26 protein-coding genes are annotated in these 25,824 nt (G+C 56.9%); 16 read left to right on the forward strand and 10 right to left on the reverse strand.

Going from position 1 to position 25,824, the window contains the following annotated elements; genetic code table 11:
* Positions 1-11 precede the first annotated feature (11 nt).
* The 8 genes from CFT68_RS05045 to CFT68_RS05080 all read left to right on the forward strand — a co-directional run bounded on the left by CFT68_RS05045 (position 12) and on the right by CFT68_RS05080 (position 6,151).
* On the forward strand, positions 12-1,277 hold the full coding sequence (locus CFT68_RS05045; protein ID WP_088842311.1) for a DUF3570 domain-containing protein: 1,266 nt from the start codon (positions 12-14) through the stop codon (positions 1,275-1,277).
* 214 nt (positions 1,278-1,491) lie between these two features.
* On the forward strand, positions 1,492-1,782 hold the full coding sequence (locus CFT68_RS05050; protein ID WP_245815280.1) for an ArsR/SmtB family transcription factor: 291 nt from the start codon (positions 1,492-1,494) through the stop codon (positions 1,780-1,782).
* Positions 1,783-1,849: 67 nt separating this feature from the next.
* Positions 1,850-2,665 (forward strand): sulfite exporter TauE/SafE family protein, encoded by an 816-nt coding sequence (locus CFT68_RS05055; RefSeq protein ID WP_088842312.1) that lies wholly within the window; start codon positions 1,850-1,852, stop codon positions 2,663-2,665.
* A gap of 76 nt (positions 2,666-2,741) precedes the next feature.
* Complete coding sequence (locus CFT68_RS05060; RefSeq protein ID WP_088842313.1) at positions 2,742-4,097, forward strand: MBL fold metallo-hydrolase; 1,356 nt, start codon at positions 2,742-2,744, stop codon at positions 4,095-4,097.
* Positions 4,098-4,139: 42 nt separating this feature from the next.
* The gene (locus CFT68_RS05065; protein WP_088842314.1) at positions 4,140-4,481 is read left to right on the forward strand and encodes a rhodanese-like domain-containing protein; all 342 of its coding nucleotides are present in this window, start codon (positions 4,140-4,142) and stop codon (positions 4,479-4,481) included.
* A 30-nt stretch (positions 4,482-4,511) separates the two neighbouring features.
* On the forward strand, positions 4,512-5,138 hold the full coding sequence (locus CFT68_RS05070) for a class I SAM-dependent methyltransferase (protein ID WP_088842315.1): 627 nt from the start codon (positions 4,512-4,514) through the stop codon (positions 5,136-5,138).
* Between the two features lie 29 nt (positions 5,139-5,167).
* A complete protein-coding gene (locus CFT68_RS05075; RefSeq protein WP_088842316.1) occupies positions 5,168-5,728 on the forward strand; it encodes a YeeE/YedE family protein in 561 nt (186 codons plus the stop codon).
* Positions 5,729-5,740: 12 nt separating this feature from the next.
* Positions 5,741-6,151: a DUF6691 family protein gene (locus CFT68_RS05080; protein ID WP_088842317.1), complete on the forward strand. Its 411-nt coding sequence runs from the start codon at positions 5,741-5,743 to the stop codon at positions 6,149-6,151.
* Between the two features lie 176 nt (positions 6,152-6,327).
* Here CFT68_RS05080 and CFT68_RS05085 read toward each other — a convergent pair whose 3' ends face one another.
* Positions 6,328-6,678 carry a 4Fe-4S dicluster domain-containing protein gene (locus tag CFT68_RS05085; protein WP_088842318.1) on the reverse strand — a complete coding sequence of 117 codons (351 nt, stop codon included), beginning with the start codon at positions 6,676-6,678 and terminating at the stop codon, positions 6,328-6,330.
* A gap of 139 nt (positions 6,679-6,817) precedes the next feature.
* Between CFT68_RS05085 and CFT68_RS05090 the strand changes: the two genes are divergently transcribed.
* Positions 6,818-7,831 (forward strand): acyl-CoA reductase, encoded by a 1,014-nt coding sequence (locus CFT68_RS05090; protein ID WP_088842319.1) that lies wholly within the window; start codon positions 6,818-6,820, stop codon positions 7,829-7,831.
* Between the two features lie 117 nt (positions 7,832-7,948).
* The gene (locus CFT68_RS05095) at positions 7,949-8,260 is read left to right on the forward strand and encodes a hypothetical protein (protein WP_088842320.1); all 312 of its coding nucleotides are present in this window, start codon (positions 7,949-7,951) and stop codon (positions 8,258-8,260) included.
* A gap of 171 nt (positions 8,261-8,431) precedes the next feature.
* Here the strand turns inward: CFT68_RS05095 and CFT68_RS05100 are convergent, their stop codons facing one another.
* From CFT68_RS05100 to xerD, 8 genes are all read right to left on the reverse strand, one after another.
* Positions 8,432-9,304 carry a nucleoside phosphorylase gene (locus CFT68_RS05100; RefSeq protein WP_088842321.1) on the reverse strand — a complete coding sequence of 291 codons (873 nt, stop codon included), beginning with the start codon at positions 9,302-9,304 and terminating at the stop codon, positions 8,432-8,434.
* A gap of 215 nt (positions 9,305-9,519) precedes the next feature.
* Positions 9,520-10,473, reverse strand: a complete 954-nt coding sequence (gene trhO, locus CFT68_RS05105) for an oxygen-dependent tRNA uridine(34) hydroxylase TrhO (RefSeq protein WP_088842322.1) — start codon at positions 10,471-10,473, stop codon at positions 9,520-9,522.
* Positions 10,474-10,562: 89 nt separating this feature from the next.
* Positions 10,563-11,195, reverse strand: coding sequence for a NeuD/PglB/VioB family sugar acetyltransferase (locus tag CFT68_RS05110; protein WP_088842323.1), 633 nt, complete (start codon positions 11,193-11,195; stop codon positions 10,563-10,565).
* Between the two features lie 71 nt (positions 11,196-11,266).
* Complete coding sequence (locus tag CFT68_RS05115; RefSeq protein WP_088842324.1) at positions 11,267-12,556, reverse strand: hypothetical protein; 1,290 nt, start codon at positions 12,554-12,556, stop codon at positions 11,267-11,269.
* The gene (locus tag CFT68_RS05120) at positions 12,553-13,854 is read right to left on the reverse strand and encodes a DUF2851 family protein (protein ID WP_088842325.1); all 1,302 of its coding nucleotides are present in this window, start codon (positions 13,852-13,854) and stop codon (positions 12,553-12,555) included. Before CFT68_RS05120 ends, CFT68_RS05115 begins: the two co-directional genes overlap by 4 nt.
* A gap of 128 nt (positions 13,855-13,982) precedes the next feature.
* Positions 13,983-14,627 carry a LolA family protein gene (locus CFT68_RS05125; RefSeq protein WP_088842326.1) on the reverse strand — a complete coding sequence of 215 codons (645 nt, stop codon included), beginning with the start codon at positions 14,625-14,627 and terminating at the stop codon, positions 13,983-13,985.
* 106 nt (positions 14,628-14,733) lie between these two features.
* Entirely contained in the window at positions 14,734-17,745 is a 3,012-nt protein-coding gene (locus CFT68_RS05130) for an FtsK/SpoIIIE family DNA translocase (protein ID WP_088842327.1), read from the reverse strand.
* A gap of 300 nt (positions 17,746-18,045) precedes the next feature.
* A complete protein-coding gene (gene xerD / locus CFT68_RS05135; protein ID WP_088842328.1) occupies positions 18,046-18,948 on the reverse strand; it encodes a site-specific tyrosine recombinase XerD in 903 nt (300 codons plus the stop codon).
* A gap of 220 nt (positions 18,949-19,168) precedes the next feature.
* On the opposite strand from xerD, the gene aroQ reads away from it, so the two are divergent.
* The 6 genes from aroQ (at position 19,169) to CFT68_RS05165 (ending at position 23,934) form a co-directional block, all read left to right on the forward strand.
* A complete protein-coding gene (aroQ, locus tag CFT68_RS05140; RefSeq protein WP_088842329.1) occupies positions 19,169-19,618 on the forward strand; it encodes a type II 3-dehydroquinate dehydratase in 450 nt (149 codons plus the stop codon).
* 155 nt (positions 19,619-19,773) lie between these two features.
* Positions 19,774-20,841, forward strand: coding sequence for an aminotransferase class V-fold PLP-dependent enzyme (locus CFT68_RS05145; protein WP_088842330.1), 1,068 nt, complete (start codon positions 19,774-19,776; stop codon positions 20,839-20,841).
* A gap of 114 nt (positions 20,842-20,955) precedes the next feature.
* Positions 20,956-21,516, forward strand: coding sequence for a MarC family protein (locus CFT68_RS05150; protein WP_088842331.1), 561 nt, complete (start codon positions 20,956-20,958; stop codon positions 21,514-21,516).
* A gap of 93 nt (positions 21,517-21,609) precedes the next feature.
* Positions 21,610-22,068 carry a ribonuclease HI gene (gene rnhA, locus CFT68_RS05155; protein ID WP_088842332.1) on the forward strand — a complete coding sequence of 153 codons (459 nt, stop codon included), beginning with the start codon at positions 21,610-21,612 and terminating at the stop codon, positions 22,066-22,068.
* A gap of 37 nt (positions 22,069-22,105) precedes the next feature.
* A complete protein-coding gene (locus tag CFT68_RS05160; RefSeq protein ID WP_170934700.1) occupies positions 22,106-23,167 on the forward strand; it encodes an acyltransferase family protein in 1,062 nt (353 codons plus the stop codon).
* A gap of 44 nt (positions 23,168-23,211) precedes the next feature.
* Positions 23,212-23,934, forward strand: a complete 723-nt coding sequence (locus CFT68_RS05165) for a tRNA1(Val) (adenine(37)-N6)-methyltransferase (RefSeq protein ID WP_245815281.1) — start codon at positions 23,212-23,214, stop codon at positions 23,932-23,934.
* 455 nt (positions 23,935-24,389) lie between these two features.
* Here the strand turns inward: CFT68_RS05165 and CFT68_RS05170 are convergent, their stop codons facing one another.
* The gene (locus CFT68_RS05170; protein WP_088842334.1) at positions 24,390-25,763 is read right to left on the reverse strand and encodes a saccharopine dehydrogenase family protein; all 1,374 of its coding nucleotides are present in this window, start codon (positions 25,761-25,763) and stop codon (positions 24,390-24,392) included.
* Positions 25,764-25,824 lie beyond the last annotated feature (61 nt).

Raw genomic sequence — 25,824 nt, forward strand, 5'->3', positions numbered from 1 at the left:
CCTCTCCCCTCATGCCCCGCTTCTACCCTTCCCTCACCGCCGCGCTGGTGCTGCTGCCCGTGCTGGCCTGGTCGCAGGCCACGCCCACGCCGAACCGCGTAGATGGCTACGGCGCCCCCTCTACTACCGTTCCGAGTCCGCCCGACCCCAGCAACCACGGCGAAACCGAGGTGAACATTCTCACGAGCTACTACTCACAGGATGGCAACCACAGCGCCGTGGAAGGCGGCCAAGGCACCCAGCAGCTCACCGACCTCACGCCGACCATCATCCTGAACGTGCCCCTCGACTCGGTGACGCGCGTATCAGCCAACCTGGGCATGGACTACTACGCCTCCGCCTCCACCGACCGGATTGACCAGGTGCTGTCCTCGCCGTCTTCCCACGACTCGCGCTACCACCTCGACCTGGGACTCTCGCGCCAGCTCGCCGATAAGCGCACCATTGTGGGCGTGGGCGCCGGTTTTTCTAAGGAATACGATTATATCTCGGGAAACGTCACGGCTTCGTGGGCCCATGCTTCCGTTGACGGAAACCGGGAGCTGAGCGTTGGCGCGCAGGCTTTTTTCGATAGGGCTACCCTTATTCTGCCGGTAGAACTGCGCCGCGGTGGCGGCGGAGAACACGGCTCGGGTTTCGATACGCGCCAGAGCTACAACCTCAACATCGTCTACTCGCAAGTGATCAGCCAGCGCCTGCAGCTGGCCGTGAGCACCGAGCTAGTGGCTCAGCGTGGGCTGCTGAGCACGCCCTTCCATCGGGTGTATTTCCGCGAGACCGGCGGCTCATTTGGCACGGCCCGGACGGAACTGCTGCCGCGCCAGCGCTACAAATACCCGGTAGGCCTACGCGCCACCTACTATGCCACAGATCTGGTACAGGTGCGCAGTTTCTACCGTTTCTATAACGATAACTTCGGCATCAGGGCCAATACAATTGAGCTGGAGACTCCCTTGAAGGTGACGCCCTTTTTTGTGCTCTATCCGTTCTACCGCTACCATACCCAAACGGCCGCCAAGTACTTCGCGCCCTATCTGGAGCACTCCATTCAGGACGAGTTTTATACCTCCGACTACGACCTAGCGGCCTTCTCCTCCAACAAGATAGGCCTAGGTCTGCGCTACTCGCCCGTGTACGGTATCGGGCGCTTCAAAACGCCCTTCGGGGGCCGCGTGGCCAAGTTCAAAGCCCTGGACCTACGCTACGCCTACTACCGCCAGAGCACTGGTCTCACCGCCAGCCTAATCAGCGCCGACTTATCGTTTACCATGCCATAGCGTCGAGTCAGCTTTAAACACCTAGGCCACTTTGCACTGTTGCAAAGTGGCCTAGGCGCTTTTTGGGGCATAAGGCAGTGGAATGGTGCTTCTGTTTCATAGCGGTGAAACACTCCAATGGAACCAATCATCAGGGATCATTTGTATACATGAACAAATGATCATACATTTGCATCATCATATGACACCAGCCTCGGCCTCTTCTTCTGTTGACATGAACCTCTCTATTGAGAAGATGGAGAAGGTGGCGTTTATTCTCAAGACCACAGCCCACCCTACCCGCATTGCCATTGTGCAGTTGCTAGCGGCCCAGGAAAGCCTGTCGGTGAGCGAAATCAGTGAGCGGCTCCAGGTAGAGCAGAGCCTGGCGTCGCATCACCTTTCCGGCATGAAGCTGAAGGGCATTCTCAGCAGCCACCGCGACGGTAAAAACGTCTTCTACTCGCTGAAAATGCGCGAGGTGGTGGATGTTATTCAATGCCTGGCGGCGTGCACCTTTCTCTAAGAGAAACGTTTTTTTGCCGCAATACATGAACACTTATTCATACTTACATACGTTCACCTGTTAAGGTATGCTTCACTACATCGGCTACTTCGCGGCCATATTTATTGGGCTCTCCCTGGGCATAATGGGAGGCGGGGGCTCCATCCTGACGGTGCCGGTGCTGGTGTATCTGCTGGGTGTAAGCCCGGTGCTGAGCACGGCCTACTCGTTGTTTGTGGTGGGCTCTACCTCGGTCGTGGGGGCTTCGGGCTATTTCCGCAAGGGGCTGGTGTCGCTGAAAACGGCCGTTGTGTTTCTGCTGCCCTCTCTACTGGCCGTATTTGTGGTGCGCAAGGTGCTGATGCCCGCTATTCCGCAGGAGCTGTTTACCATCGGTAGCCTCGTCTTTACGAAAGACCTGCTGGTACTGGTGGCTTTCGCCCTGCTGATGGTTGTGGCCGCCCTCGCCATGATCCGGGGCAAGCAGGCAGAGGAAGTCCTGGGCGAAGAACTACACTACCAACACTCCTTCAACTACCCACTGATACTGGGCATAGGCCTAGTGGTTGGTGCCCTCACGGGTTTTGTGGGGGCCGGTGGGGGCTTCCTGATTATTCCGGCTTTGGTGCTGGGCGCTCGCCTGCCCATGAAGCTGGCCGTGGGTACTTCGCTGGCCATTATCGCCCTGAACTCCCTCATTGGCTTCACTGGCGATTTGAGCGCCGGAACGCCCATTGCCTGGCCTTTTCTGCTCGGCTTTTTGTCCTTCGCGCTGGTGGGCATTGTGCTGGGCACTTACCTGGCTCGTTTCATTCCGGGCACAAAGCTGAAGCCGGCCTTTGGGTGGTTTACGCTGGCCATGGGCACGTTCATTCTGCTGCGAGAACTGGTATTTATCCCTTGAATAAGGACCTGTTTCAATTAGAGCTACTTACTACCACCTCACCTTCTACTTTCACTCACTCCATCCTGTCGCCATCATGAAAATCGAACAGTTTGAAGACAAGGGCCTGGCCCATTTCTCATATGCCATTCTGAGCGAGTGCGCACGCGAAGTGGTCCTCATCGACCCTGCCCGCGACCCTCAGCCGTATTACGACTACGCCCAGGCTCACAACGCCCGAATCGTCAGCGTCATCGAGACGCACCCCCACGCTGACTTCGTGAGCAGCCACCTGGAAATATCCCGCCACACCGGCGCCACCATCCGTGTGAGCAAGCTGCTCGGCGCCGATTATGCCCACCTAGCCTTCGATGCAGGCGACTCCTTCACTAGCGGCAAGCTCACCTTCCGGGCCCTCAACACGCCCGGCCACTCCCCCGATTCCATCAGCATCGTGCTGAATCGCGAAGGAAAGGACGTCGCTGTCTTTACCGGAGACACGCTCTTTATCGGGGATGTAGGCCGCCCTGACCTCCGCGAGAAGGCCGGCAACCTGACTGCCAAATGCGAGGAGCTGGCCCGGCAGATGTACCACTCCCTGCGTGAGAAGCTGATGACGCTAGCGGATGACGTGCTGGTGTACCCGGCCCACGGCGCGGGCAGCCTCTGCGGGAAAGCCCTCAGCGGTGCCAACAGCAGCACCATCGGGGCTGAAAAGGCCAGCAACTACGCCCTGCGCCCCATGAGCGAGGAGGCTTTTGTGCAGGAATTGCTCGCCGATCAGCCCTTCATTCCGAAATACTTCGGCTACGACGTAGCCCTCAACAAAGCCGGCGCCCCCAATTATCTGCTCAGTGTGCAGCAGGTAGCACATTTGGCAGCTGGCGCCGCGCTACCAGCCGGCGCACTGGTGGTGGATACGCGCCCCGAAGCGGAATTCAAACAAAGCCACGCGGCTGGCGCCCTTAATATTCAGCAGGGCGGCAAGTTTGAAACCTGGCTGGGCTCCATCGTAGGCCCGGAGGAGAAGTTCTACTTGGTGGCTGCCGACGAGGCCGCGCGGGAAGTCCTGGTTCAGAAAGCCGCCAAAATCGGCTACGAATCCCTGATTACAGGAGCCTTGGCAGGCTCGCCTTCCTCAGAAGCGACGTTGCCGCAACTGGATCTGGCGCAGTTCCGAGCTCATCCGGAGGCCTACACTATTGTAGACATCCGAAGCAGCTCGGAAGCTCAGGCAGCGCCCATTTTCGAGGGGGCCCTAAACATCCCGCTGCCTGAGCTGCGCGAGCGAGCCAAGGAAATTCCGGCGGGCAAGCCTGTGGTGGTGCATTGCGCCGGCGGCTACCGCTCAGCGGCCGGCAGCAGCATTATAGCTCCTGCCTTGCCAGGTACACAGGTGTTGGATTTGGGCGAGGCGGTGAAGTCTTTTCAGACGGCTGCCGCAACTCACTAGCTAATTGCTTTTCCGTTTCTCTCCTTACTGAATCCGTTGCTCATGTTTGGCCAATTTAATTCTTCGCCTTCTCCCACCTTCCAAAACCTGCAGCCTGCCAAGTTTGCTCAGGGCGTCAGGAAGCCCGGCGCCGTTCTGCTGGATGTGCGTCGCCCCGATGAGTTTGCCCTAGGCCACCTGCCCGGCGCCACTAACATTGAGGTGACCCACCCCGATTTTACCCAGCGCGTGGCGGCCCTGGATAAAACACAACCAACCTACCTGTACTGCCGCAGTGGAGCTCGTTCTGCCGCTGCTGCTAAGCAGCTTGGCTTAGCTGGCTTCGAGCACGTCTTTAACCTCATCGGAGGAGTGATGGACTGGCCTGAGCCGTTGGTTCGGTAAGGCTTCCTTCCACGTATTTTTTCTGTAATCATGCGCTCCACACCTGATTCTAAGACGCACTGGGATAACCTATATGCGGCCAAACAGCCCCACGAGGTCAGTTGGACGCAGCCAGTGCCCACAGCTTCCCTGAACTTCATCCATTCCTTTGCGCTTCCCAAGGAGGCACCCATCATCGACATTGGGGGTGGTGACAGCCTCTTGGTGGACCACTTGCTCGCCGAAGGTTATCAAAACCTGACAGTGCTGGACATTTCCGGCAAGGCGCTGGCCAAAGCCCAACAGCGGCTGGGGAAACTCAGCCAGCGGGTTCGCTGGATTGAGGCCGACATCCGGGAGTTTGTGCCCGACACCTCATATGCCCTCTGGCACGACCGCGCCGCTTTTCACTTCCTGACCACAACGCCGGATACCTCCCGCTATCTGGATGTGACGCGGCAGGCCTTGCAGCCCGAGGGGTTTCTGGTGCTAAGCACATTTTCTCTGGAAGGCCCGGACCGGTGCAGCGGGCTGCCCGTGCAGCAGTATAGTGAGCCCACGCTGTCGGCCCGGATGCCCGAGGGGTTTACCAAAATGCGCTGCATTCAGCAGGAGCATTACACTCCTTTCCAAACCACCCAATCTTTTCTGTTTTGTGCGTTTCGCCGGGCTGCCTAACCACCATTTTTCCCTGACTACTTCCCTTCATGCTTGACTTACTTCGCCAGCCTTGGCCCTGGTACGTGGCTGGCCCTCTCATTGGCCTGACGGTGCCGGTGCTGCTGCTCATTGGCAACAAAGCGCTGGGCATCAGCAGCTCTTTGCGCCATATGTGCGCCGCCTGTGTGCCGGCTGGCATCCCCTTCCTGACCTACAACTGGCGTGCTGAAAGCTGGAACCTCTGGTTTGTGCTTGGCATTGGGCTGGGAGGCTTCCTGGGCTACCAGGTGCTAGGCCACCCCGATACCATTGCCATATCGCCTGAGACGGTACGCGACCTTAAAGCGCAGATGCACCTGACTGATTTCTCGGGTCTACTACCCAAGGAGTTGTTTTCATTGGAGAACCTGGCCAACTGGAGAGGCTGGGTATTTCTGGTGCTGGGGGGCTTCCTGGTGGGCTTCGGTACGCGCTACGCGGGCGGCTGCACCTCGGGCCACGCCATTTCGGGGTTGTCTAACCTGCAGTGGGTATCCTTGGTGGCGGTTATCGGCTTCTTCATCGGCGGGCTTCTCATGACCTGGTTTGTGTATCCGCTCCTATTTTAAGCACTGCTTTAGATGAAAAACTTCAAATACCTAGTGCTAGGCACCTTATTCGGCATTATCCTCACCAAAAGTGAAGTCATCAGCTGGTTTCGGATTCAGGAAATGTTCCGGTTTCAATCGTTCCACATGTATGGCATTATCGGCTCGGCTATTCTGGTAGGCATGCTTTCTATTCAGATCATCAAGCGCAACCACCTCAAAACCCTGACGGGTGAGCCCATCAGCATTCCTGATAAAAAGTACACCCACGGCACCTGGATTGGCGGCATCATCTTCGGGCTGGGCTGGGCCCTCACGGGCGCGTGCCCCGGCCCCTTGTTTGCGCAGCTCGGCAGCGGAGCAGCCTCGGCGGCGGTCCTGATTCTGGCAGCCTTGGCCGGCACCTGGGCGTATAGTGCCCTGCGCGAGAAGCTCCCCATGTAGCCACGCTTCCTCTTCTCCCCTATCCTACCTCGCGTGAAGGAATGCCACGAGCAAAACGGCTCCGGACAGGCCTAGCGCAAAAACACCACGTCAGTACCACATCCGATGGGCAATGCCTGCCGGACGCGGTGCTGACGTGGTGTTTTGTTTTTCTGCCTGCGCTGCTGCCTACTGGCCTAGGCCTCCTGGTGCAGCCACTGCTTTTTCTTGAGAAGGTCCTGCTGGGCCTCGCGGTAGTCGGGGTCGTCTACGCAGCAGTCAACGGGGCACACGGCAGCGCACTGGGGCTCCTCATGGAAACCCACGCACTCGGTACACTTATCCGACACGATGTAGTAGTACTCATCGGAAATGGGCGTCTGGGGCGCAACGCCGGAAACGACCGAGCCACCATCAATTTCTACTTCTTTGAGGCTGGTACCATCGGCCCAGCGCCACTGAGCACCACCCTCATAAATCGCGGTATTGGGGCATTCCGGTTCGCAGGCACCACAATTGATGCACTCGTCGGTTATCATGATGGCCATAGCCTATAGTTCGTTTGGGAGTGAGTAGAAGAGAGTCCGTTTGTGCTATACGCACGAAGAAAGCGCGCGAACGGGCAAAATTAGGAATTAGCCGTACACAGTTGACTACTTTTGGCGCATTGATTTTGTTTTCCGCCCAATGAATCATTCTGACCGCCTGGCTGCCTTTGTAGCCCTAGGCCACTATCTCGCTCAGCTTCCCGAGGAAGAAGTGACCGAACTGGCCTACCGTACCCGTAATCAAAACCCCTGGTTCGACCGCCCCAATGTGGAAGCGGCCATCAAAGGAATTGCGCATTTATTGCAGGAGGAGCCCCTGCGCCACTGGGCCGGCCGCTACCGCCCCGAGCCCACCACCCCGCGCCAGATTGGCGTAGTGATGGCCGGTAACATTCCGCTGGTAGGCTTTCATGATCTGTTGTGCGTGCTGCTCTCGGGCCACACGCTACTGGCCAAGCTCAGCAAAGATGATACCCTGCTGATGCGCTGGATTACGGATGCGCTCCTGCGCCTGGAGCCCCGCTTTGCCGAGCGCCTGCAGTTTGTGGAGCGCCTCAACGCCGCCGATGCCTTTATTGCCACCGGCTCCGACAACACGGCGCGCTACTTCGAGTTTTACTTCGGCAAGAAGCCCAACATCATCCGCCGCAACCGTACCAGCCTGGCCACCCTCACCGGCCGCGAGACGGGCCACGACCTAGGCCTGTTGGGCGCCGATATCTTCCGCTACTATGGTCTGGGCTGCCGCAACGTGAGCAAGCTCTACGTGCCCGAAGGCTACAGTTTCACGGAACTGCTCGATTCGCTGGCGCCTTGGCACCACGTACTCAACCACAACCGCTACCAAAACAACTACGACTACAACAAGAGTATTCTGCTGGTAAACCGCGTGCCCCACCTCGATTCGGGCTTTTTGCTGCTCACCGAAAATACGCAGCTAGTTTCTCCTATTTCGGTGCTGCACTACAGCACGTATGCCAGTGAGGTAGATCTGGTAGACCAACTCACGGATGTAGCCGCTCAAACTCAGTGCCTTGTGTCGGCCGGTGGCTTATACCCCGGCAGCTTCCCATTCGGGCGGGCTCAGGAGCCTGGGGTCTCAGATTACGCCGATGGCGTAGATACGATGGCCTTTTTAGCTGAACTGGCGTAAACTGGTAGCAGAACAGTCCGCCAGCTTACATCAGGAACCATCACTCATTCGTTCTTCACTTAGTGTTCGGCACCTTACTTGCCTAGGCCTGTTTCCCTGACCTTACTACGTACCACCATGCTACCTGAACTGAAGACCACCGACCCGGCCATAGAAACCATCGAGAAGGAAACCATTCCGCAATTACGGTTTGGCCCCGATGACGTCCTGACCGATCCAACGCTGATACACCGCAGGCGCCACGACGCCGATCGCGCTGCCACTCTCGGCAACGCCTATCATGGCAAGCTTGATATTTATTTCCAGACGGAAGACGGTGCTATTAAACGTGTTTATACCACTGTGTGGGCCACCCACGAGGAATACCTGACCCTGAAGTCGGGCATCTCGTTGCCACTGCGCGCCATCCTGAGTTTCGACTTCTACTAATCACGGATTCAGCCAGCTTCTCACGATTTCACGGATTTTTGCTCCCGGCGAAAGCTGATAAAGAACAAAAAGGTCCTTGCCACTAGTGGCAAGGACCTTTTTGTTTATCCAGAAATCAGAAATCGCGATTATAAAATCCGTGTAATCCGAAAAATCCGGCTGAATCCGTGATTAAACGCGGTCTAGGGTTTTGATGATCAGGTCGTTGATGATGGCTTCGGAGTTGGTGGCGAATTCGCCGGAAGCGCGGTTGGCCACAATGGCGTTCAGGGATACTACCTCGTGGCCTAGCATGCGGCCCAGGGCATAATAACCAGCGGTTTCCATCTCAAAGTTGGTGAGGCGAAACTCGCCTTCGGCGCTCTGGTGGCGGAATTGCTGGAACTGCTCAATCAGGTTGGGCAGGCGCAGATCCAGGCGCAGCACGCGGCCCTGGGGGCCGTAGAAACCGGGGCACGTAAGGGTGTTACCCGTCACCATACCTACGCCCAGCTGCTCGCGCAACAGATCGGAGCCCCGCACGCAGTACGGGCGGTAGTCGAGCTGCAGGCTTTGTTGAATGCCGCGCGCAACTTCCACCTCCAGGCCAGTCTCCACCAGCGGATAGAACTGCATCAGCGAATCGAGTCCGACGGCGTGCTCCGATACCAGGTGCGAGCCTACCGGAATATCGGCCTGCAAGGAGCCGCTGGTTCCTACCCGGATAATGCGCAGCGCAATGCGCTCTTCCAGCGGCCGGGGCTCCCGCGTCACGAAGTCAATATTTACCAAGGCATCCAGCTCATTGAGCAGAATATCAATGTTATCGGTGCCCATACCGGTGCTGATAACGGTAATGCGCTTGCCGCGGTAGTAGCCCACGTGTGTCACGAATTCCCGCTTCTGAATTACGGTTTCAATAGAATCGAAATGCTGACTCACAGACGGTACCCGGTCGGGGTCGCCTACGGTGATAATAGTATCGGAAATATGATCGGGCAGCAGGTTCAGGTGATAAATGCTACCGTCTTTATTCAGGATCAGCTCAGATTCGGGAATAGCCATGGGAGGATGGGATTTTTTGGAAAGGAAGGTGCAATGGTACGGGAAAAAACGCAATCTGGGTGGCCTAGAAGCACTCAACAGCACTACGTGAAAACACATCATCCTGACCAGCAACGGAGCTGCTCACGAAAGCAAGTGGCCTAGCCGTGGCGCTTGCTTTCCCTAAACAGATCCGTTGGTGGTCAGGATTACGAATTGTTGCAGGGGCAGTGTCTTTAGCGTGCCGGGGCGCGATACGACAGCAAGCCCTGCTCGGGGTTGTAGTTGTTGCTGATTTTAGGATAGGTGCCGGTGCCGTCGTAGGGGCGCTTGTCGGGGTGCTCCTGGCACGTGGTGGAGCAGGCACCTTCCAACTGCTGGCCGCACGCTTCGCAGAGCGGAATGTGGGCGTTGCAGTGCGGATTGGCGCAGTTCACCATCCTATCAGAGGGCGTGTGGCAATGGTGGCAATGGCTGATGATGCTGGGGTTGACGCTGTTCACGTCCACGGCCACGCGGCCATCAAACACGTAGCACTTGCCCTCAAAATCCTCGCCGCCCGCCTCTAGGCCATACTTGATGATGCCGCCGTGGAGCTGGTAAACATCCTCGAACCCCTGCTCCAGCAGAAAAGCACTGGCCTTCTCACACTTGATACCGCCAGTGCAGTAGGTCAGAATCTTTTTGCCTTTGTACTGCTCCAACTCCTCTACTTTCTCCGGAAACTCGCGAAAGTTCTCGATATCGAGCGTTACGGCATTCTTGAAGCGCCCTAGCTGGTGCTCATAATCGGAGCGCACATCCAGCACCACCACATCGTCCTGGTCTTTCAGGTCCCGGAATTCTTCAGGCGAGAGGTGGATGCCGGTCCGCTCGTAGGGCTTGATGTGCGGCAGGCCTACGTGCACAATCTCCGACTTCACGCGCACGTGCAGCTTTTGGAAAGTATGCGCCGGGGCTTCTTCTATCTTGAACTCCAAAGCCGCAAAACGCGGATCGGCCTTGATGAGGCGCATGTACTCATCACAATCAGCCCGGCGGCCCGAAACGGTGCCGTTCAGGCCTTCAGAAGCCACAATGATACGGCCCAGCAGATTCAGGCGCAGGCACAGGCGGTGATGCTCCTCCCGAAATTGCTCGGGATTCTCGATGGGCGTGTAGCAGTAGTACAGCAGAACGAGGTACTCCATGATATGGTAGAAGTGAAGTCGGAGAGCAAAGCGGCCGAGGCCGCTGGAGCAAATTATGCTCTGTTGCTATCTTCCCTGAGTTCTTTGAGTTAAACTTTCTGAGCGGGATTACCGAACACTGTTTGGTTGGCAGGCACATCGGCTACTACCACAGAGCCAGCGCCAACACGGGCCTTAGCGCCAATCTTGACGCCAGCTACCACTACGGCACCGGCACCAATGAAAGCTAGCTCACCTACCGATACTTCGGCATTGAGAATGGCCCCCGCACCCAACTGCGCGTAGTCGCCTACTTCTACCTTCCCATCTACTACGGCATTAGCCCCAATGATGCAGCCGTCGCCTAGTTTGGCCGTGCTGGCTACCACCGCGTTTGGGCCCACCAGGATGCCGTGCCCCAACCACGCGTGAGGCGATACGCTGGCACGCTGATGAATGGAATTAACCGGGGCTACTTCATATTCCTCGCGCAGCATGTTGGTTAGGCTGCGGCGGCTAGCCGTATCCTCGGTGGCCACAAACACTTCGCACTTTTTGCCCAGGAGCTTGAGCAGTTCTTTATCGTCGGTGTTGCCCATCACGGGTACATCGTTCAGCTCGGTATTCTGCAGCTTGGCGTCATCGTCGAGCAGGCAGTAAATAACGACGTCGTTGCTTTGAAAGGCATCTAGTGCGGCCGTGCCAACGGCTTGCGCACCCAGAATGATTACGGGGTTTTCCATTAGAATCGAAAAACGGCCCCAAGCAGGCCGGCAGGTTATTTCAAAAAGCAAAGATACGCGTTGCCCGCTTGTTAGTGGCGGGTTGGCCAGGGTTTGTCGGGCGACAAGCGCTGCTGCAGCCGGGCCACGTAATGATTTTGCAACAGTAGCAACACCAGAAACGGCAGAAAGGACACCCGGTAGCGGCTCAGAGTTCCCAGATTGGGCGTAGTGAGGCCTAGTAAAGCGGCCAGCAGCAGGCAATACACCAGTACGCAGAGCACCACCGCAAACGGTAACGGACCGTTTCGCTGCTGCATGGCACTCAGCAAGGCTGAAACCAGAAGTACAAACAATACCACATTTTCCAGGCCGGCTACTATATACAGGAACCCTCCACCCTCCCACACCCGTGGGTAGGTGAGCACATTCACAACGGCCCCGGGAGCATTTTGCAGCACACTTTCGGTAGTGGGCGCCAGCGTAGGATATTCCAGATGGGGCCTGTTGAGGGAGGAACGAAGTAAGTCGGAGTAATTGCGTTGGAGCTGGCTGGTGAACTTGTTTAGCCGGAATGCCGGACTCACCTCACTTGCCGCCCAGGCGCCGCCGGCCAGCAGGCCTAGCAACAGCAGCACCTGCGGCAGCCAGCGTTTGGCGCCTCCCAAGTGTTGTATAACCCGAATCAGGCCTAGGCCACTCATCACCCCCAACAACAGGGCCGCTGAGAAGAAGCGCATTTTGAAATGCAGAACCGCCATGGGCAACAGCAACAGGAGCTGTGGTGCAACTCTTCGGCGCTGCCCATAGCAGAGCTCTAATACCGTGGCTACCACGGTCGCGCCACTGCCAACCAGCAGGCTTTCCTTGGTCAGTCCCGAGGTCCAATACACAACGGTAGGCCACAGCAAAAAGGCCCCAATGGCTCCCATGCCCGCCTGTTCCGACCACAAGCGCCGTAACGCCAGTACCAACTGCCAGCTACCCCAAAAGCTGAACAACGAGAAATACAGCGAATCCAGCCAAACCGAGCCTCCCGAAGCCAGATTCAGGACCGAGAGCACCTTCATGACAAAGAATGTATTTGAGAAGCCATGATACACCATTTCCCATTGCCCGAACTGGAAGCTATCCTGACCTAGCATATGCAGCCAGCTACCGGGGGCCTGCCACAATTGCGCCGTCATGCGCTGTGACCACAGCAGAAAAAGCTTTGAGTCGCCGCTGAGTAGCAGCACCGAAAGCAGCGTGGAAATGAGCTTCAGCCCGAAAGTGGGTAACAGCCAGCGGCCTACGTGCGGCTCCTGCCGTAGCCGTTGCAGCCACGGAATCAGTAGCCCTAGCAGAGCGGCATTCAGCAGAATTGCTACTAGCAGCTTCAACGGGCTACCCCGTTAGGATGCACCAAGCGGCTCCCAATGCTGCAGTGCAGGCAGCGGCGCGGCGTGCAGTAGCCCTTGCTCAGCGCCAGCAGCCCCTGCGAGTCGGCGGCGGAGCGGTGGCGAAAACCAAGGGTTTCGTAGAGGTCAGTCACGTGGTTATGTTCAGCAGGCAGGTGGTCCAGCAAAGCTACGGCAGCTTCCACCAATTCCGGATTGCCCAGGTGGCGGGCATAGGCCACCCGCAAGGGCACCACCACATTCGTAATGAGCACATGCATGCTACCGCGCCCCAGGGCGGGCACCTTGCTAGGCTTGCCAGGCCGATAATGGCTGCGCCAATACTCGGGCACGGGAGCCGCAAAGAACTGCTCCAGCGCAGGCACATCGGCGGCGGTCAGTAAGGCATCGAAGAGGGCCGGGCGCGCATGCAGGAGGCCTACGAGCTGGGCTAAGCGCACCGTCGGGAAATTGGCGGGTCGCAGCCGCAGGAAGTTCCAGTCGTGCGCTGCTAGGCCAGTACCGCCCAGGTTATACTTATGGCGCAGGAAGCTGAACTCCTGCTGCAGGCTTTGCACATAGAGGTCGTGAGCCGTATCCTCGTGCTCGGCCAAAAATCCTGCTTGGCCAAATACCAGGGCTTCCAATTGCCGGGTGTCATGGCGGTGCCGACGCAGTATGGTAAGCGGCAGACACTTCGCCAGCCGGCTTAGCGGCTCACTGTTTTTCTGGAAGCCATACGCAGCGGCCAAGGCATGCCAGGCCGTGGCCTCCCAATCCTGTCCCAGGTTTTCGTAAAGCGCAGCCAGGACATCGGCTTTTTGCTCTACCCGTTCCAGCAGCGCCCGCCCGGTCATGAGGGTAGGCAACAACTCGGGCACCTGGCCTAGCAGTGGGGCGCAGGGAACTGACTTATCCGCTGTCTGCTCCATTAGCTGTTCGTAGGCCACTAGCAGCCCCGCCGGCAGCCGTGCCGCCAACGCTAACACAGGCACTAGGGAGCCGTCTGTACGGTACACGGGCTCGTCGGCGGTGTGCACTACGTGCAGAATCACCTGGTCGTATTTTAAATCATGCTGGTGCTGATGGCGGTACCAGTCGGAGGCCTTCAGGTGAATTTCTACGGCCCCATTCCACTCTACCTCGCCAAGCTGCAGACGGGCATTCGGAAAATCCGGGCCGGCATCAGAATGGCGGAAGCCCGGCCGCAGCACGGTTACAGCTTGGCCGTCTTCGGTTTGGAGATTCGTCTTATCGAAATACTGATGCTGCCAGACATAGTGCAGAAAATCCTCTTTCATAGCAGATAAGCCACTCGTATAGAATCAATTTGCCGGTAAATATAGCCGACCAAAGCGGTCTAAACCTAGACCGGCCCGCCCCTGCAGATAGCAGAAGCGGGCCGGTAAAAAGAGCCTTATTGAGTGGCCTAGCGCAGGTCAATCACCTTTACACCTTTGTATTTTGCCTTATCGAAGGTGAAGGTGGTAGCATCAACCGGTACATTGGGCTGGAACTTGCTGATTTTGTAGGTGTAGCGGTTGCCGTTTTTCTTGAACATCTGCCAGCTTTTAACCGACTTATCGGCTTTGCTCACCTTCAAACGCACCTTGAAAACCGGATTCGAGCGGTCTTCGGGCGAGAGCTCAATGATGTCCACGGCCTCGCCACCTTCCTTAGCCTCCTGCACGTAGGAGTACTTATAGCCTTTCTTGTAAAGCGTATAAATCTGCGAAGGCGATATTTCCTGGTCCTCGGGGTCGTAGTCAGAGATGTTCACCTCGTTCTCGGCCTTCATGTATGTCCACATGGTCTGGCCATTGTTGATGACCTCCTGTCCGCTCATTTTCAGCCGGAACTTCTGGCCGCTCACCGTGATGTCGCCGCTCAGGTTTTCCTTCACCTTGGCAGCGTCATTCTCCAGCGTTTGCGTGAAAGAAGCCTTGAAGGCCTTCATGGTCTGGTATTTGGCACTCATCTGATCGAGAATCTTACCAGCTTTCGGGTCTTGTTGTGCCGAGGCAGCCGTCGAGACCGAAACCGATAATGCGAGCAGAGCGAGATAATTTTTCATCGTTGGGAGAGGTGTGATGGAGTAGTACGTGGTCAGACGTACGTCGGGATATGAGGTTTAAACAACCGGAACCCGAATAATGTCTCATTTTTCGTGCTACTACCGGCTATTTGGGCAGGCTATTCAACAACTGTTCCAAACTGTACTCGTCCGGAATTAATACTTCCCGGGCTTTGCTGCCCTCAAACGGCCCAACGATTCCGGCGTGTTCCAACTGGTCAATAAGGCGCCCGGCGCGGTTGTACCCCAGTTTCAGGCGGCGCTGCAACAGTGAAGTGCTGCCCTGCTGATGGGTGACAATTACGCGGGCGGCTTCCTCGAACATAGCGTCGCGGTTGCCGGGGTCCATGTCTTCCAGGTCGCCGTTGCCGCCGCCGCTTTCGCCCACCACTTCCGGCAGATGATATGCATCGGGGTAGCCCTGCTGCTCCCCTACGAAGTCGCAGAGGCGGTCAACCTCAGGCGTATCGATGAAGGCACACTGCACCCGAATCATGTCGGAACCCTGAGAAATAAGCATGTCGCCCTGGCCTACGAGCTGGTCGGCACCGCCCGCATCCAGAATCGTGCGCGAGTCAATTTTCGAGGTCACCTTAAAGGAGATGCGGCAGGGGAAGTTGGCCTTGATAATACCCGTAATCACGTTTACCGAGGGGCGCTGGGTGGCTACAATCAGGTGAATACCGATGGCGCGAGCCAGCTGAGCCAGACGTGCAATGGGCGTTTCCACCTCTTTGCCCGCGGTCATCATGAGGTCGGCGAGCTCGTCAATTACCAGCACGATGAAGGGCATGTAGCGGTGGCCTTTCTTGGGGTTGAGGCGGCGCTCCACAAACTTGCGGTTGTACTCTTTCAGGTTGCGGCAGCCGGCATCTTTCAGCAGATCGTAGCGCTTATCCATCTCCATACAGAGCGAGTTAAGCGTGTTTACTACTTTCTTGGTATCCGTGATGATGGGCTCCTCGGTATCGGGCAGCTTGGCCAGGAAGTGGCGCTCAATCTTGTTGAAGATGCTGAGTTCTACCTTTTTGGGGTCAACAAGCACAAACTTGAGCTGCGACGGGTGACGCTTATAAATCAGGGAAGCCAGAATGACGTTCAGGCCCACCGATTTACCCTGGCCCGTGGCACCGGCCATCAGCAAGTGAGGCATTTTGGCCAGATCGACCACAAATACCTCATTGGTAATAGTACGGCCGAAGGCAATGGGCAAGTCCATTTCGGTGTTGATGAACTTATCCGTATTGAACACCGAGCGGATGCTTACCATCTCCTTCTTGGTGTTTGGGACCTCAATACCAATGGTGCCTTTACCCGGAATTGGGGCGATAATACGGATACCCAAGGCCGCGAGGCTCAGAGCAATATCATCTTCCAGACTCTTGATTTTGGAGATACGGACACCGGCATCGGGCACAATCTCATAGAGCGTAACCGTGGGGCCAATGGTGGCCTTGATGCTGGCGATATTGATACCGTAGTGGCCTAGCGTCTCGACGATGCGGTCTTTGTTGGCCTCTAGTTCTTCCTTGGAAACCTGGGCTTTCGCTACGCCATAATCGTTGAGCAGCTCCAGCGTTGGATACTGATAACGAGGCAAATCCAGGGTTGGGTCGTATTCGCCGGTGGGCATTACTTCCGCTTCTTCCTCCTCTTCCGCAATTACGGCCATGTCGGGGCCGGCGGAGGGGTCCAGTTCATGAGAAGTGGTGTCTTCCACCTCAAACGACAGGCCCGATAAAGCGGCTGAAGGAGCCGGAGCGGCCACCACAGGTGTAGGCGGCGGCAGCGGTGTGCCGTCATCCACCAGATCAGAAAGAGAAAGTGGCGTGGGCACGCTCGAAACCAGTGCTGGTGGAGCAGGAGCAGCTTCGGCAGCTGGCGTCTCGAAGGAGAAGCTGGGGCCTGACGCTGCCGGAGCACTGGGGGCAGCAGTAGCCGCGGCAGCTACCGTCAGGGGCATAGTTACGGTCGAAACGGCTGCGCCAGCAGCGCCTAGGCCACCTGCGGCAACTGTAGCGGAAGCCGCGGCCAGCGGAGCAGCCACGGGGAAAGCGGGCCCGCCCGCGACCACTGGCCCGGTGCGTACTGGCTCCGGTTCGTAGGCCTCCTCCTCCTCTTCTTCCATTACTGGCTGAACAGGCTTGGGCGCCAGAGGACCTACTCGCTTGAGCGTGATTCCCAGCGGGTTTTCGTCTTCTACTTCTGGCTCATCATCCAGCACACCGGCTGCAGTAGTAGCAGCATAGTTGCCGTTTTGGCCGTTGCGGCCAAACGCGTTTTGGGAAGTTTCGGTAGCTAGTTCGTCGTCATCTTCCTCCTCACTACGGCGCAGATTGAGGTTGAGCGTGGTGACATTGAAGAAGAATACCACGAAGGAAATCAGGATGAACGCCAGCAGCAGCACCGTGCCCCAGCCAATGAGGCTATCCAGCCACAGGCCCGTTTCATAGCCGATGCCGCCGCACAGGAAGTCGAGGCGGTGGGCCAGCGTGGGGTCGGCGTCGGGACTTTGGATGGTCAGGACCACGTAGCCCAGCAGCACGCTCAGCCACAGCATCGTGAACAAGCTCAGGCTCAGCACATAGCTAAACGATACGCCGGCCCGTCGGAATACAATCTTGTAGCCGAGGAAAAAGACGATAGGCACTACGGCAAACGCCGCAATACCAAAGCCTTTATAAATCAGGGCCTGCGCAAACAGGGCCCCGATGAGGCCTAGCCAATTGCCGGTTTCCTGCCCTGCCTCCTTCACGGGCGTCGTGCTCACCGTTTCCACTACGCTCTGATCGGCGTGCCCCGTAAACAGGAACGACAGGAACGCAATGGTCAGATAGATAGACGAAAGCAGGAAAAAGAAGCCTAGGAAAAGCTGAAAACGCCGGTCGCGCACGAAGCCAAACAGGCCGCCCAGCTGAAAGCTAGGGAGCTTAATAGGCTTGCGCGGCGGTTTCGGGGCCGGAGCTCCTTTTGGCTCGTTCCGGCGCGCTTCGCGCACAGGCTCGGGAGCAGGCGCCGGCCGCGACTGATTACGTGGAGCACGTGCTTCAGTAGGCCGGGGCTCGTTGGTGCGGCCAGGGGCCGCGCTGGGTTGTTGCTTGTAGGTATTTTTAGCCATTCTAATGCACCAAAGCACCAAATCTAGGCAATTGCCATGAGTTATAGTTAGTGCCGAGGCTGACTAACTGAGTAACTGAGGAATAAGCCTAAAATAGGTTTATGGCTATGAATTATGTAGTTCTTCCGCGGCCCATCTGCCGGGCAATGCTTTGCGAAGAGCTGTACTGCTGTGCTTACCCGTACTCTCTAGGCCACTATGCTCCGCCTAACGCCTAAACTCACGGGCAACGTATTGTCAGCTGGGCACAAAAGGGCATTTTACCTGACGCTCCGCTCCTCCCCTATCTGCCTGACTGGGCTAGCTGCGCGGATGGAACTCCGTGATAACCTGGCGCAGGTAGTCCCTGTCGAGGTGGGTGTAGATTTCGGTGGTCGTGATGCTCTCATGGCCCAGCATTTCCTGCACGGCGCGTAAGTCGGCGCCGCCCTCAATGAGATGGGTAGCAAAGCTGTGCCGGAAAGTGTGGGGGCTAATGCTCTTTCGAATGCCGGCCAGCTCGGCAGCGGCTTTGATGACCGTAAACACCGTGATGCGGGAAAGCTTGGTGCCGCGTTTGTTCAGGAATACTACGTCCTCGTTGCCGGGCTTGATATCGAGGTGGGCCCGGATGCCCTGCAGGTAGAAGCCCAGGTGCTTCAGCGCGTCGCGGCCGATGGGCACGAGGCGCTCCTTGTTGCCCTTGCCCGTCACGCGCACGAAACCCTGGTCGGCGTAGAGGTTGGAGAGGCGCAGTTCCGTCAGCTCGCTCACGCGCAACCCGGAGCTGTAGAGCACCTCCAGAATGGCGCGGTTGCGGGTGCCTTCGGGCGTACTTAGGTCAATGGCGCTGAGGAGCTGTTCTATTTCGGGGTAGCTGAGCGTATCGGGGAGCTTGCGGCCGGTTTTGGGCGCTTCCAACGTGTCGGTGGGGTCCAGCGTCAGCATATCTTCCATAATCAGGAAGTTATAGAAAGCCTTTATGCCGGAAAGCGTGCGCGCCTGCGAGGTAGCCGACATACCCAGGCCACCCAGCCACGTCAGGAAGTCGCGCAAAATGCGGGTAGTCACCTGCTGCGGTGAGGCCGGCAGCTTTTCCAGCTCCAGGTACTGCCGCAGCTTGCCAATATCGCGCACGTATGCCTCTACGGAGTTGCCGGAAAGTGATTTTTCGAGTTGGAGGTATCCCTCAAACTGTTTGATGGCAACGGACCAGGTAGACATGAGCGCGCAGAATAGGTAGCCCGGTAAAGGTAGTAGTCGGCACACTCTATTCTCGCTTCGGCCAGCCCGCTACTGGTGTGCTGCCCCGCTTTTTCTGGTTTCTAGGCCAGTCTCTTCCGTACAAAGCTCCTTTGCTGGCTTTGCATACTATATATGCCGGCCTCAATCTTTACCTTTCCAACTTCCCTGACACCCGCTGCCTTAGCGCCTCCCCTTCTATATGCAAATCCTGCTGCTCAACGGTCCTAACTTAAACCTTCTAGGCCGGCGCGAGCCCGGCGTTTACGGCACCCGCTCATTCGAGGACTTTTTGCCGGAGCTGAAGGAAGCTTTTCCGCAGTTTGATTTGGTTTATTTCCAGAGCAACCACGAGGGCGAACTCCTGGATAAGCTGCACGAAGTGGGCTTCACGTATCACGGCATCGTGTTCAATGCCGGCGGCTACACGCACACCAGCGTGGCCCTCGCCGATGCCATTGCCGCCATTGGCACGCCCGTGGTGGAAGTTCACCTGAGCAATCTGCACGCCCGCGAAGAATTCCGTCAGAAAAGCCTGATTGGCAAGAATTGTGTTGGCAGCATCAGCGGCTTCAAACTAGATAGCTACCGCCTGGCACTCCATTATTTCGACGGACTTCGGCCCAAACGCGTAGGCTTTAAGGTATCGTAGCGGCGTTGGGAGAGAGTGGAAAATTGAGCGTAAAAGTGGCCTAGCCCGCACAAAATTCGGACTGACGGCCGTTAACTACTCTTTTCTCCTGTTATCTCCCCAGCACCGCGCTGCCTACCTTTGTCCTTCCGCCTTCCTCTAGCCTTTCCTTACCTATGTATACATTCAATCCCGGCCCTTCGCAGGTGTACCCAATGGTGCGCCAATACCTTCAGGATGCGTTTGATGAAGGGTGGCTTTCGGCCCAGCACCGCGGCGAGCGGTTTGTGCAGCTCATGCGCCAGACCATCGTCGAGATGAAAAATAAGCTCAACATTCCGCAGGACTATACCATTTTCTTCATGAGCTCGGCCACCGAGTGCTGGGAGGTGCTGGCCCAAAGCCTCACGCCCAACAAGAGCCTGCACCTCTACAACGGGGCGTTTGGCGAAAAGTGGTTTGAGTATGCCAAGGCCCTGCGCCCCGCCAGCACAGGCATCAAGTTTGGCCTTGATGAAGTGCCTGACGCCAGCAAGCTCACTGGCCTAGACGAGACAACGGACCTGGTTTGCATCACGCAAAACGAAACCAGCAACGCTACACAGTTGCGCGATGGCGTGATTCTGAACATTTATAACCGCCTGCCCGGCAACACGCTGCTCGCGGTGGATGCTACTTCCTCCTTGGCCGGTGTGCAGATGAAGTACATCAAAGCCGACATCTGGTACGCCTCTGTGCAGAAGTGCTTCGGGTTGCCAGCGGGCCTCTCCGTGATGCTGCTTTCGCCGAGGGCCGTGGAGCGCTTCCGCAAAATCAATGAGCGCAGCCACTACAATTCGCTCACGGCGCAGTACGAGAAGATGCTCAATTTCCAGACCACGCACACGCCCAACGTGCTGGGAATTTATCTCTTGAGCCGCACCATCCACGACCGGCCGCACATCAAGGTGACGCACCAGCATTTGCAGGACCGCGCCACCAAGCTCTACGACTACTTCGACCAGGCCACGCAGCTCAAGCCGCTGGTCCAGAATCCCGAAACCCGCTCGACCACCGTAATAGGCCTACAAGGCCCTGCCCCGCTTATCGATGAGGTGAAGCGCCGGGCTCTTGCTCAGGGCCTGCAGCTCGGCAGCGGCTACGGCAATTGGAAACCCACCACGCTCCGCATTGCCAACTTCCCTGCTATTCCGGACGCCGCTTTCGAGCAGTTAGTCCAGTTCTTCGCCAAAGAATTCGCCTAAGCGGTGAAATAGTGAACTGGTGGGTTGCCTGTTCCACTGGCCTAGACCGCGCCGTGTAGGCCAATCGAACAGGCAACTCACCAGTTCACCATCTCACTATTTCACTATTTGCCTATGTTCAGCCTCAAGGAAATAGCGTCCGTTACGCTCACCCTGTTTGCCATCATTGATATTCTGGGCTCTATCCCCATAATCATTCAGATTCGGCAGCGCGAAGGCAAGATTAAATCGGAGCAGGCTACGCTGGTAGCGGGTGTTCTGATGATAACCTTCCTGTTTCTAGGCCAGAGCATTCTGTCGTTGTTTGGGGTTGATTTTCAGTCGTTTGCTTTAGCTGGCGCCGTAATCATTTTCCTGATTGGGATGGAAATGATTCTGGGTGTGGAGCTATTTCGGCACAATCCACTGGCTTCTACCGGCTCTATTGTGCCGCTGGCGTTTCCCATCATTGTGGGCGCCGGCACCATGACGACGCTGCTCTCATTGCGGGCGGCCTACCAGCTGCCCAATATTCTGGCGGGTATCCTGGTAAACCTGGTATTTGTGTATCTGGTCCTGAAAAGCAGCGCCTGGATTGAGCGCAAGCTGGGCAAAGCCGGCGAAGACATTTTGCGCCGCGTGTTCGGCGTAATTCTGCTGGCCATTGCCATCAAGCTGTTTAAATCGAATTTCTGACTTCGCTAAACGTCTTGCTGGAGCCTCTTGCGCAATGGAATGTTGGCGTAAGAGGCCAACCAACATGACGCTTTAGGTATTCTCTTTCTTTCCTTGATTTACTTATTTACCGATGGCTCCTCGCGGGGCAACCCGGGTCCTGGCGGCTACGGCGCTATTTTGCGCTTCGGCCAGCACGAAAAAGAGCTAACCCAGGGCTTCCGCCTGACCACTAATAACCGTATGGAGCTGCTGGCCATCATCGTAGGCCTGGAAGCTATCAACCGCCCAGAGTTGCCCATCACCGTCGTCACCGACTCTAAATACGTGGTGGACTCCGTAGAAAAGAAGTGGGTTTTCGGCTGGCTCAACAAGCCCGACTTCGGCAAAAAAGCCAATGAGGACTTGTGGCGCCGCTTCGTGAAAGTGTACAAACAGCGTACGGTGCAGTTCCGCTGGGTGCGCGGCCACAACGGCCACCCGGAAAATGAGCGTTGCGACCAACTCGCTGTACGCAGCGCCCTAAACGGCCCCCTGCTGATTGATGAAGGTTATGAAAGCTTATGTAGCTAAGGATCATTCATCTACTTTTTTGCCTGCCCTGACAGGCATGCGTGCCTTAGCAGCCTTATTAATCTTTATTGCTCATTATCCTCCTGTATTATCGGCCCCCAATCCGTTACTGGAACGAGCAATTGATGTAGTGACGGCAGAGCTGCACATTGGCGTATCTATATTTTTTACACTGAGTGGTTATCTGCTCAGCCGACGTTATTTCAGCACCTTAGGGCGCCACAACGTTGGGGCATTTCTGTGGCGGCGGTTCGCCCGCATCTATCCGCTATATTTTCTGCTGTGCTCCATCAGCTTTCTGCGGGTATATGGGCGGCCGGGCTTCCCTGCCTCCAACTGGTGGCCAGAGTACTTACTTAATATCACGCTGCTGAAAGGGTTTTCGCAGCGCTGGTATCTTACTGGCATCCCCCCTGCCTGGTCGCTGGTGGTGGAGGAAAGCTTTTACTTGCTGTTGCCTGTTCTGGTGCTGCTGGCTCGTCGTTTTTCGCTGAAAGTATGGCTTGCAGTGCCCGTAATTCTGCTGGCCAGTGGCCTCCTGTTAAGTCTGGTTCTACGAGATACAGGCTGGATGGAATCCTACTTATTTGTGCTGCAGGCCACTTTTTTCGGAAGGGCTGGTGAATTTCTGATTGGAGCTGCCTTCGCGCAGATGTCGGCCACTCGCTTCCCGCATGCCACTAGCCTGGGGCTGGGTGGAATGCTGCTGGCCCTCGCCGCCCTCGTCGGAATACATGCCGGGTTTAATCTGTCCGTCAGCATTCATATTCTGCCAGGCCTGCTCGTGAACAACTGGGTGCTGCCACTTGCAACGGGGCTCTTCCTGCACGGACTGGCAGCGCACCAAAGTGGCCTACGCACTTTTTTGAGTAGCAAGCCCCTGCTGGTTGCGGGCTACTGCTCTTATGCTTTTTATTTGCTTCACCTAAGCTTCTTCTCCGAGTTTGTGCTGGCCCGCTTGCATAGGCATGCACCGTCGTGGCCGCCAACACCTGTTCTATTCCTGCTGACGATGGGAGCCTCCCTAGGCCTCTATTACCTCGTGGAAAAACCCATGAGACTGTGGCTACTGCATCTGTTCCCTCTTTCCGGGCGCTGAGCATTACTCTCTTCTGCTGACATCGTCTTCCTCCTACGCTTCCATTGGCAAACACCTACTTCCAGTTCAAACAGTTCCGCATAGAGCAAGGGCAGTGCGCCATGAAGGTGTGCACCGATGCCTGTGTGTTGGGTGCTGTAGCCGACATTGCCCAGGCACAGCGCATACTCGATATAGGCACAGGCACTGGCCTACTGGCGCTCATGGCGGCACAGCGCAACCCCAAGGCTCAGATTGAAGCCGTAGAGCTGGATGAGGCCGCGGCCCAGCAGGCAACAGCCAACTTTAGCACCAGCCCCTGGCCTACGCGGCTGCGGGTGCACGCACAGTCGCTAGGCCAGTACGCCTCCACGCAGCCTGAAGCTTTCGACCATATTATCTGCAATCCGCCCTTTTTCCGGCATTCGCTTCGCTCGCCCGATGCACAGCGTACTACCGCCCGGCATACGGCTGAAGACTCGCTCACTTTCGCGGAGCTCACCGAGTTCTCCGCTCAGTTCCTGACTGGCCTAGGCCAGCTCACGGTGCTGCTGCCGCCCCCCGAAATGCAGCACTTGGAGCGTGAAGCCGCCCGCGTAGGCCTGTATCCCTGCGCCCGCCTGATAATGCGCCACCGTCCCGGCAGTAAGCCCTTGCGGCATATCACTACTTTCTCCCGCCAGCCTCAGGCCCCTACCACAACAGATTTGCCCCTGCATGAAGCTACGTCGGAAGCCTATTCAACTGAGTTCAGAGAACTATTGAGGCCTTTCTATCTAGCCTTATAAGGACTTCCGGTATTACTCTGTGCCAGAAAAACCCCGTTTTAATGTCTAACCCTGTTATCAAGGTCCTTCTCCGTTGCGAAGCGCGGTGGACTTAGCAGGAGCTAACAAGAAAGAGCCGCGCCAAATGGTGCGGCTCTTATGCAATAGATGGTGAGGGCAGAATTCCTAAAAAACAGAAAAGTGGTGCTCAGAATGTATCTGCAGTAAGCGTGATGCAAACAGAGAAATCATTCAGCAAACCCGGGTTTCTGTTATGAAAGTAAAAACATTATCCGAGAACACAACTCATATTGAGAATAAACACCCTATTAAAATTCCATAATGGGAAACCAGTGTAGCTACAGTGGCACAGTGGCTCCAAATAAGCTAGTTTTCCTTGGCTAAGAGCGCAAAACCTCCCTGATTTTCATATTATATAGACTGCAATGCGCCAGCACGTCCGGAAGTGAGATTTGCTAACCTGCTAGCATGCTGCGAGTAGCCACCATTTCCTGCTCCTCGAACCGGATGCCGTAGTCAGACGCCAGCTCCGCCAAAATAGGCTCGTACAGGCTCTGGTGCGTTGGAATGACGACGCCACGTTGGACGAGCTGTCCGCTAATCAGTCGGCGTACGGCCATGCCCAGGGGCAGGCCTACCGTTTTGGCCATAGCTGTGTGCGTAGAATCATCGCCGAGTACCACTAACGAAGACGTTCGCTGATAGTGGGTTCCGTTTAGCTCGTATTCAAACAGATGCTGCATCACAATCATGTCGTGGTCGGTGGGTTCTAGCTGCCACTTCTCGGTGAGTAACCGCTCCAGCAGCTGGGCCGGGGTAGCATTGGGCAGTCCTACAGGCTTATCGGAGAACAGGCCCAGCCACACCAGCCGCTGCATTTCCGGCGAGTTGTAGGCCAGCTCCAGGTGCCGGGCGGTGAGCTCTGCAACTGACGAGCCGGGTTCGGGCACAGCTGGCAGATAAGAGCAAATCAGCTCTTTCCAGGTCATGGTGGCTGGGTTTCCGAGCGGTCCGGAATCGTCGGTTAGGCCCAGGCGCACCAGCGCCTGCCAGGCGGCGCAGTAGCCGGGGCGGCGCAAGGTACCCCGCAGAATAGTCGGAATATTCTCGAGGCCGTAGGGTACGCGGTAACTCAGGGAGTCCCGGTTGGCATAGCCCTCGAACAGGCCATATCCGGGCACCCGCAACTCCTCGGCACGAGCAAACAGCTGCTGATAGGGAATAAAGCGCAGATTTCCCTCTTCGAGGTATTTGGCCGTTCCCTGGCCAGCCAGCACCACATTGCGTGGGTTCCAGGTGAACTTGTATTTCCACGGATTTTCGCCCTCCGAGTCGGGAGCCATCAGGCCCCCACAGTACGATTTGAAGCTGCTGAGCTTGCCGCCCCGCTCCCGCACTTCGTCGATAACCTGCATGGCCGACATATGATCCAGGCCGGGGTCTAGGCCACATTCCATGAGGAGTGTAATGCCTGCCTGCTGGGCCTCGGCATCCAGCTCCCTAATGGCATCATTCACGTAGCTGGCCGTGGCCAGATGGCAGCCATTTCGCACGCACGCACGCGCTACCACCGCATGAAATAGGGCGGGCAGCATAGATATCACCGTGTCGGCCTGTGCCACCAGTTCCTCCAGTTGCTCCTCGTTCTGGATATCAAAAGCGATGGCCCGGGCATACTCGGTGTGAGCAGCCAGCACGGGAGCCAGATGGGCCGGGTTTACATCAGCTATGGTTAGCTGCCAGCCCTCCTGAGGCGCATATCGCAGTAAATACTGAATCAGGGAAGATGCCGAACGGCCGGCGCCAAGCAATAACAGACGATGAGACATGGTAAAGAATGGGTGGGTGGCAGGTGGACAAGGAGCCAGAGTGAAGGTAAAATGGCCCCCA

This window comes from Hymenobacter gelipurpurascens, assembly GCF_900187375.1.
Taxonomy (GTDB): domain Bacteria; phylum Bacteroidota; class Bacteroidia; order Cytophagales; family Hymenobacteraceae; genus Hymenobacter; species Hymenobacter gelipurpurascens.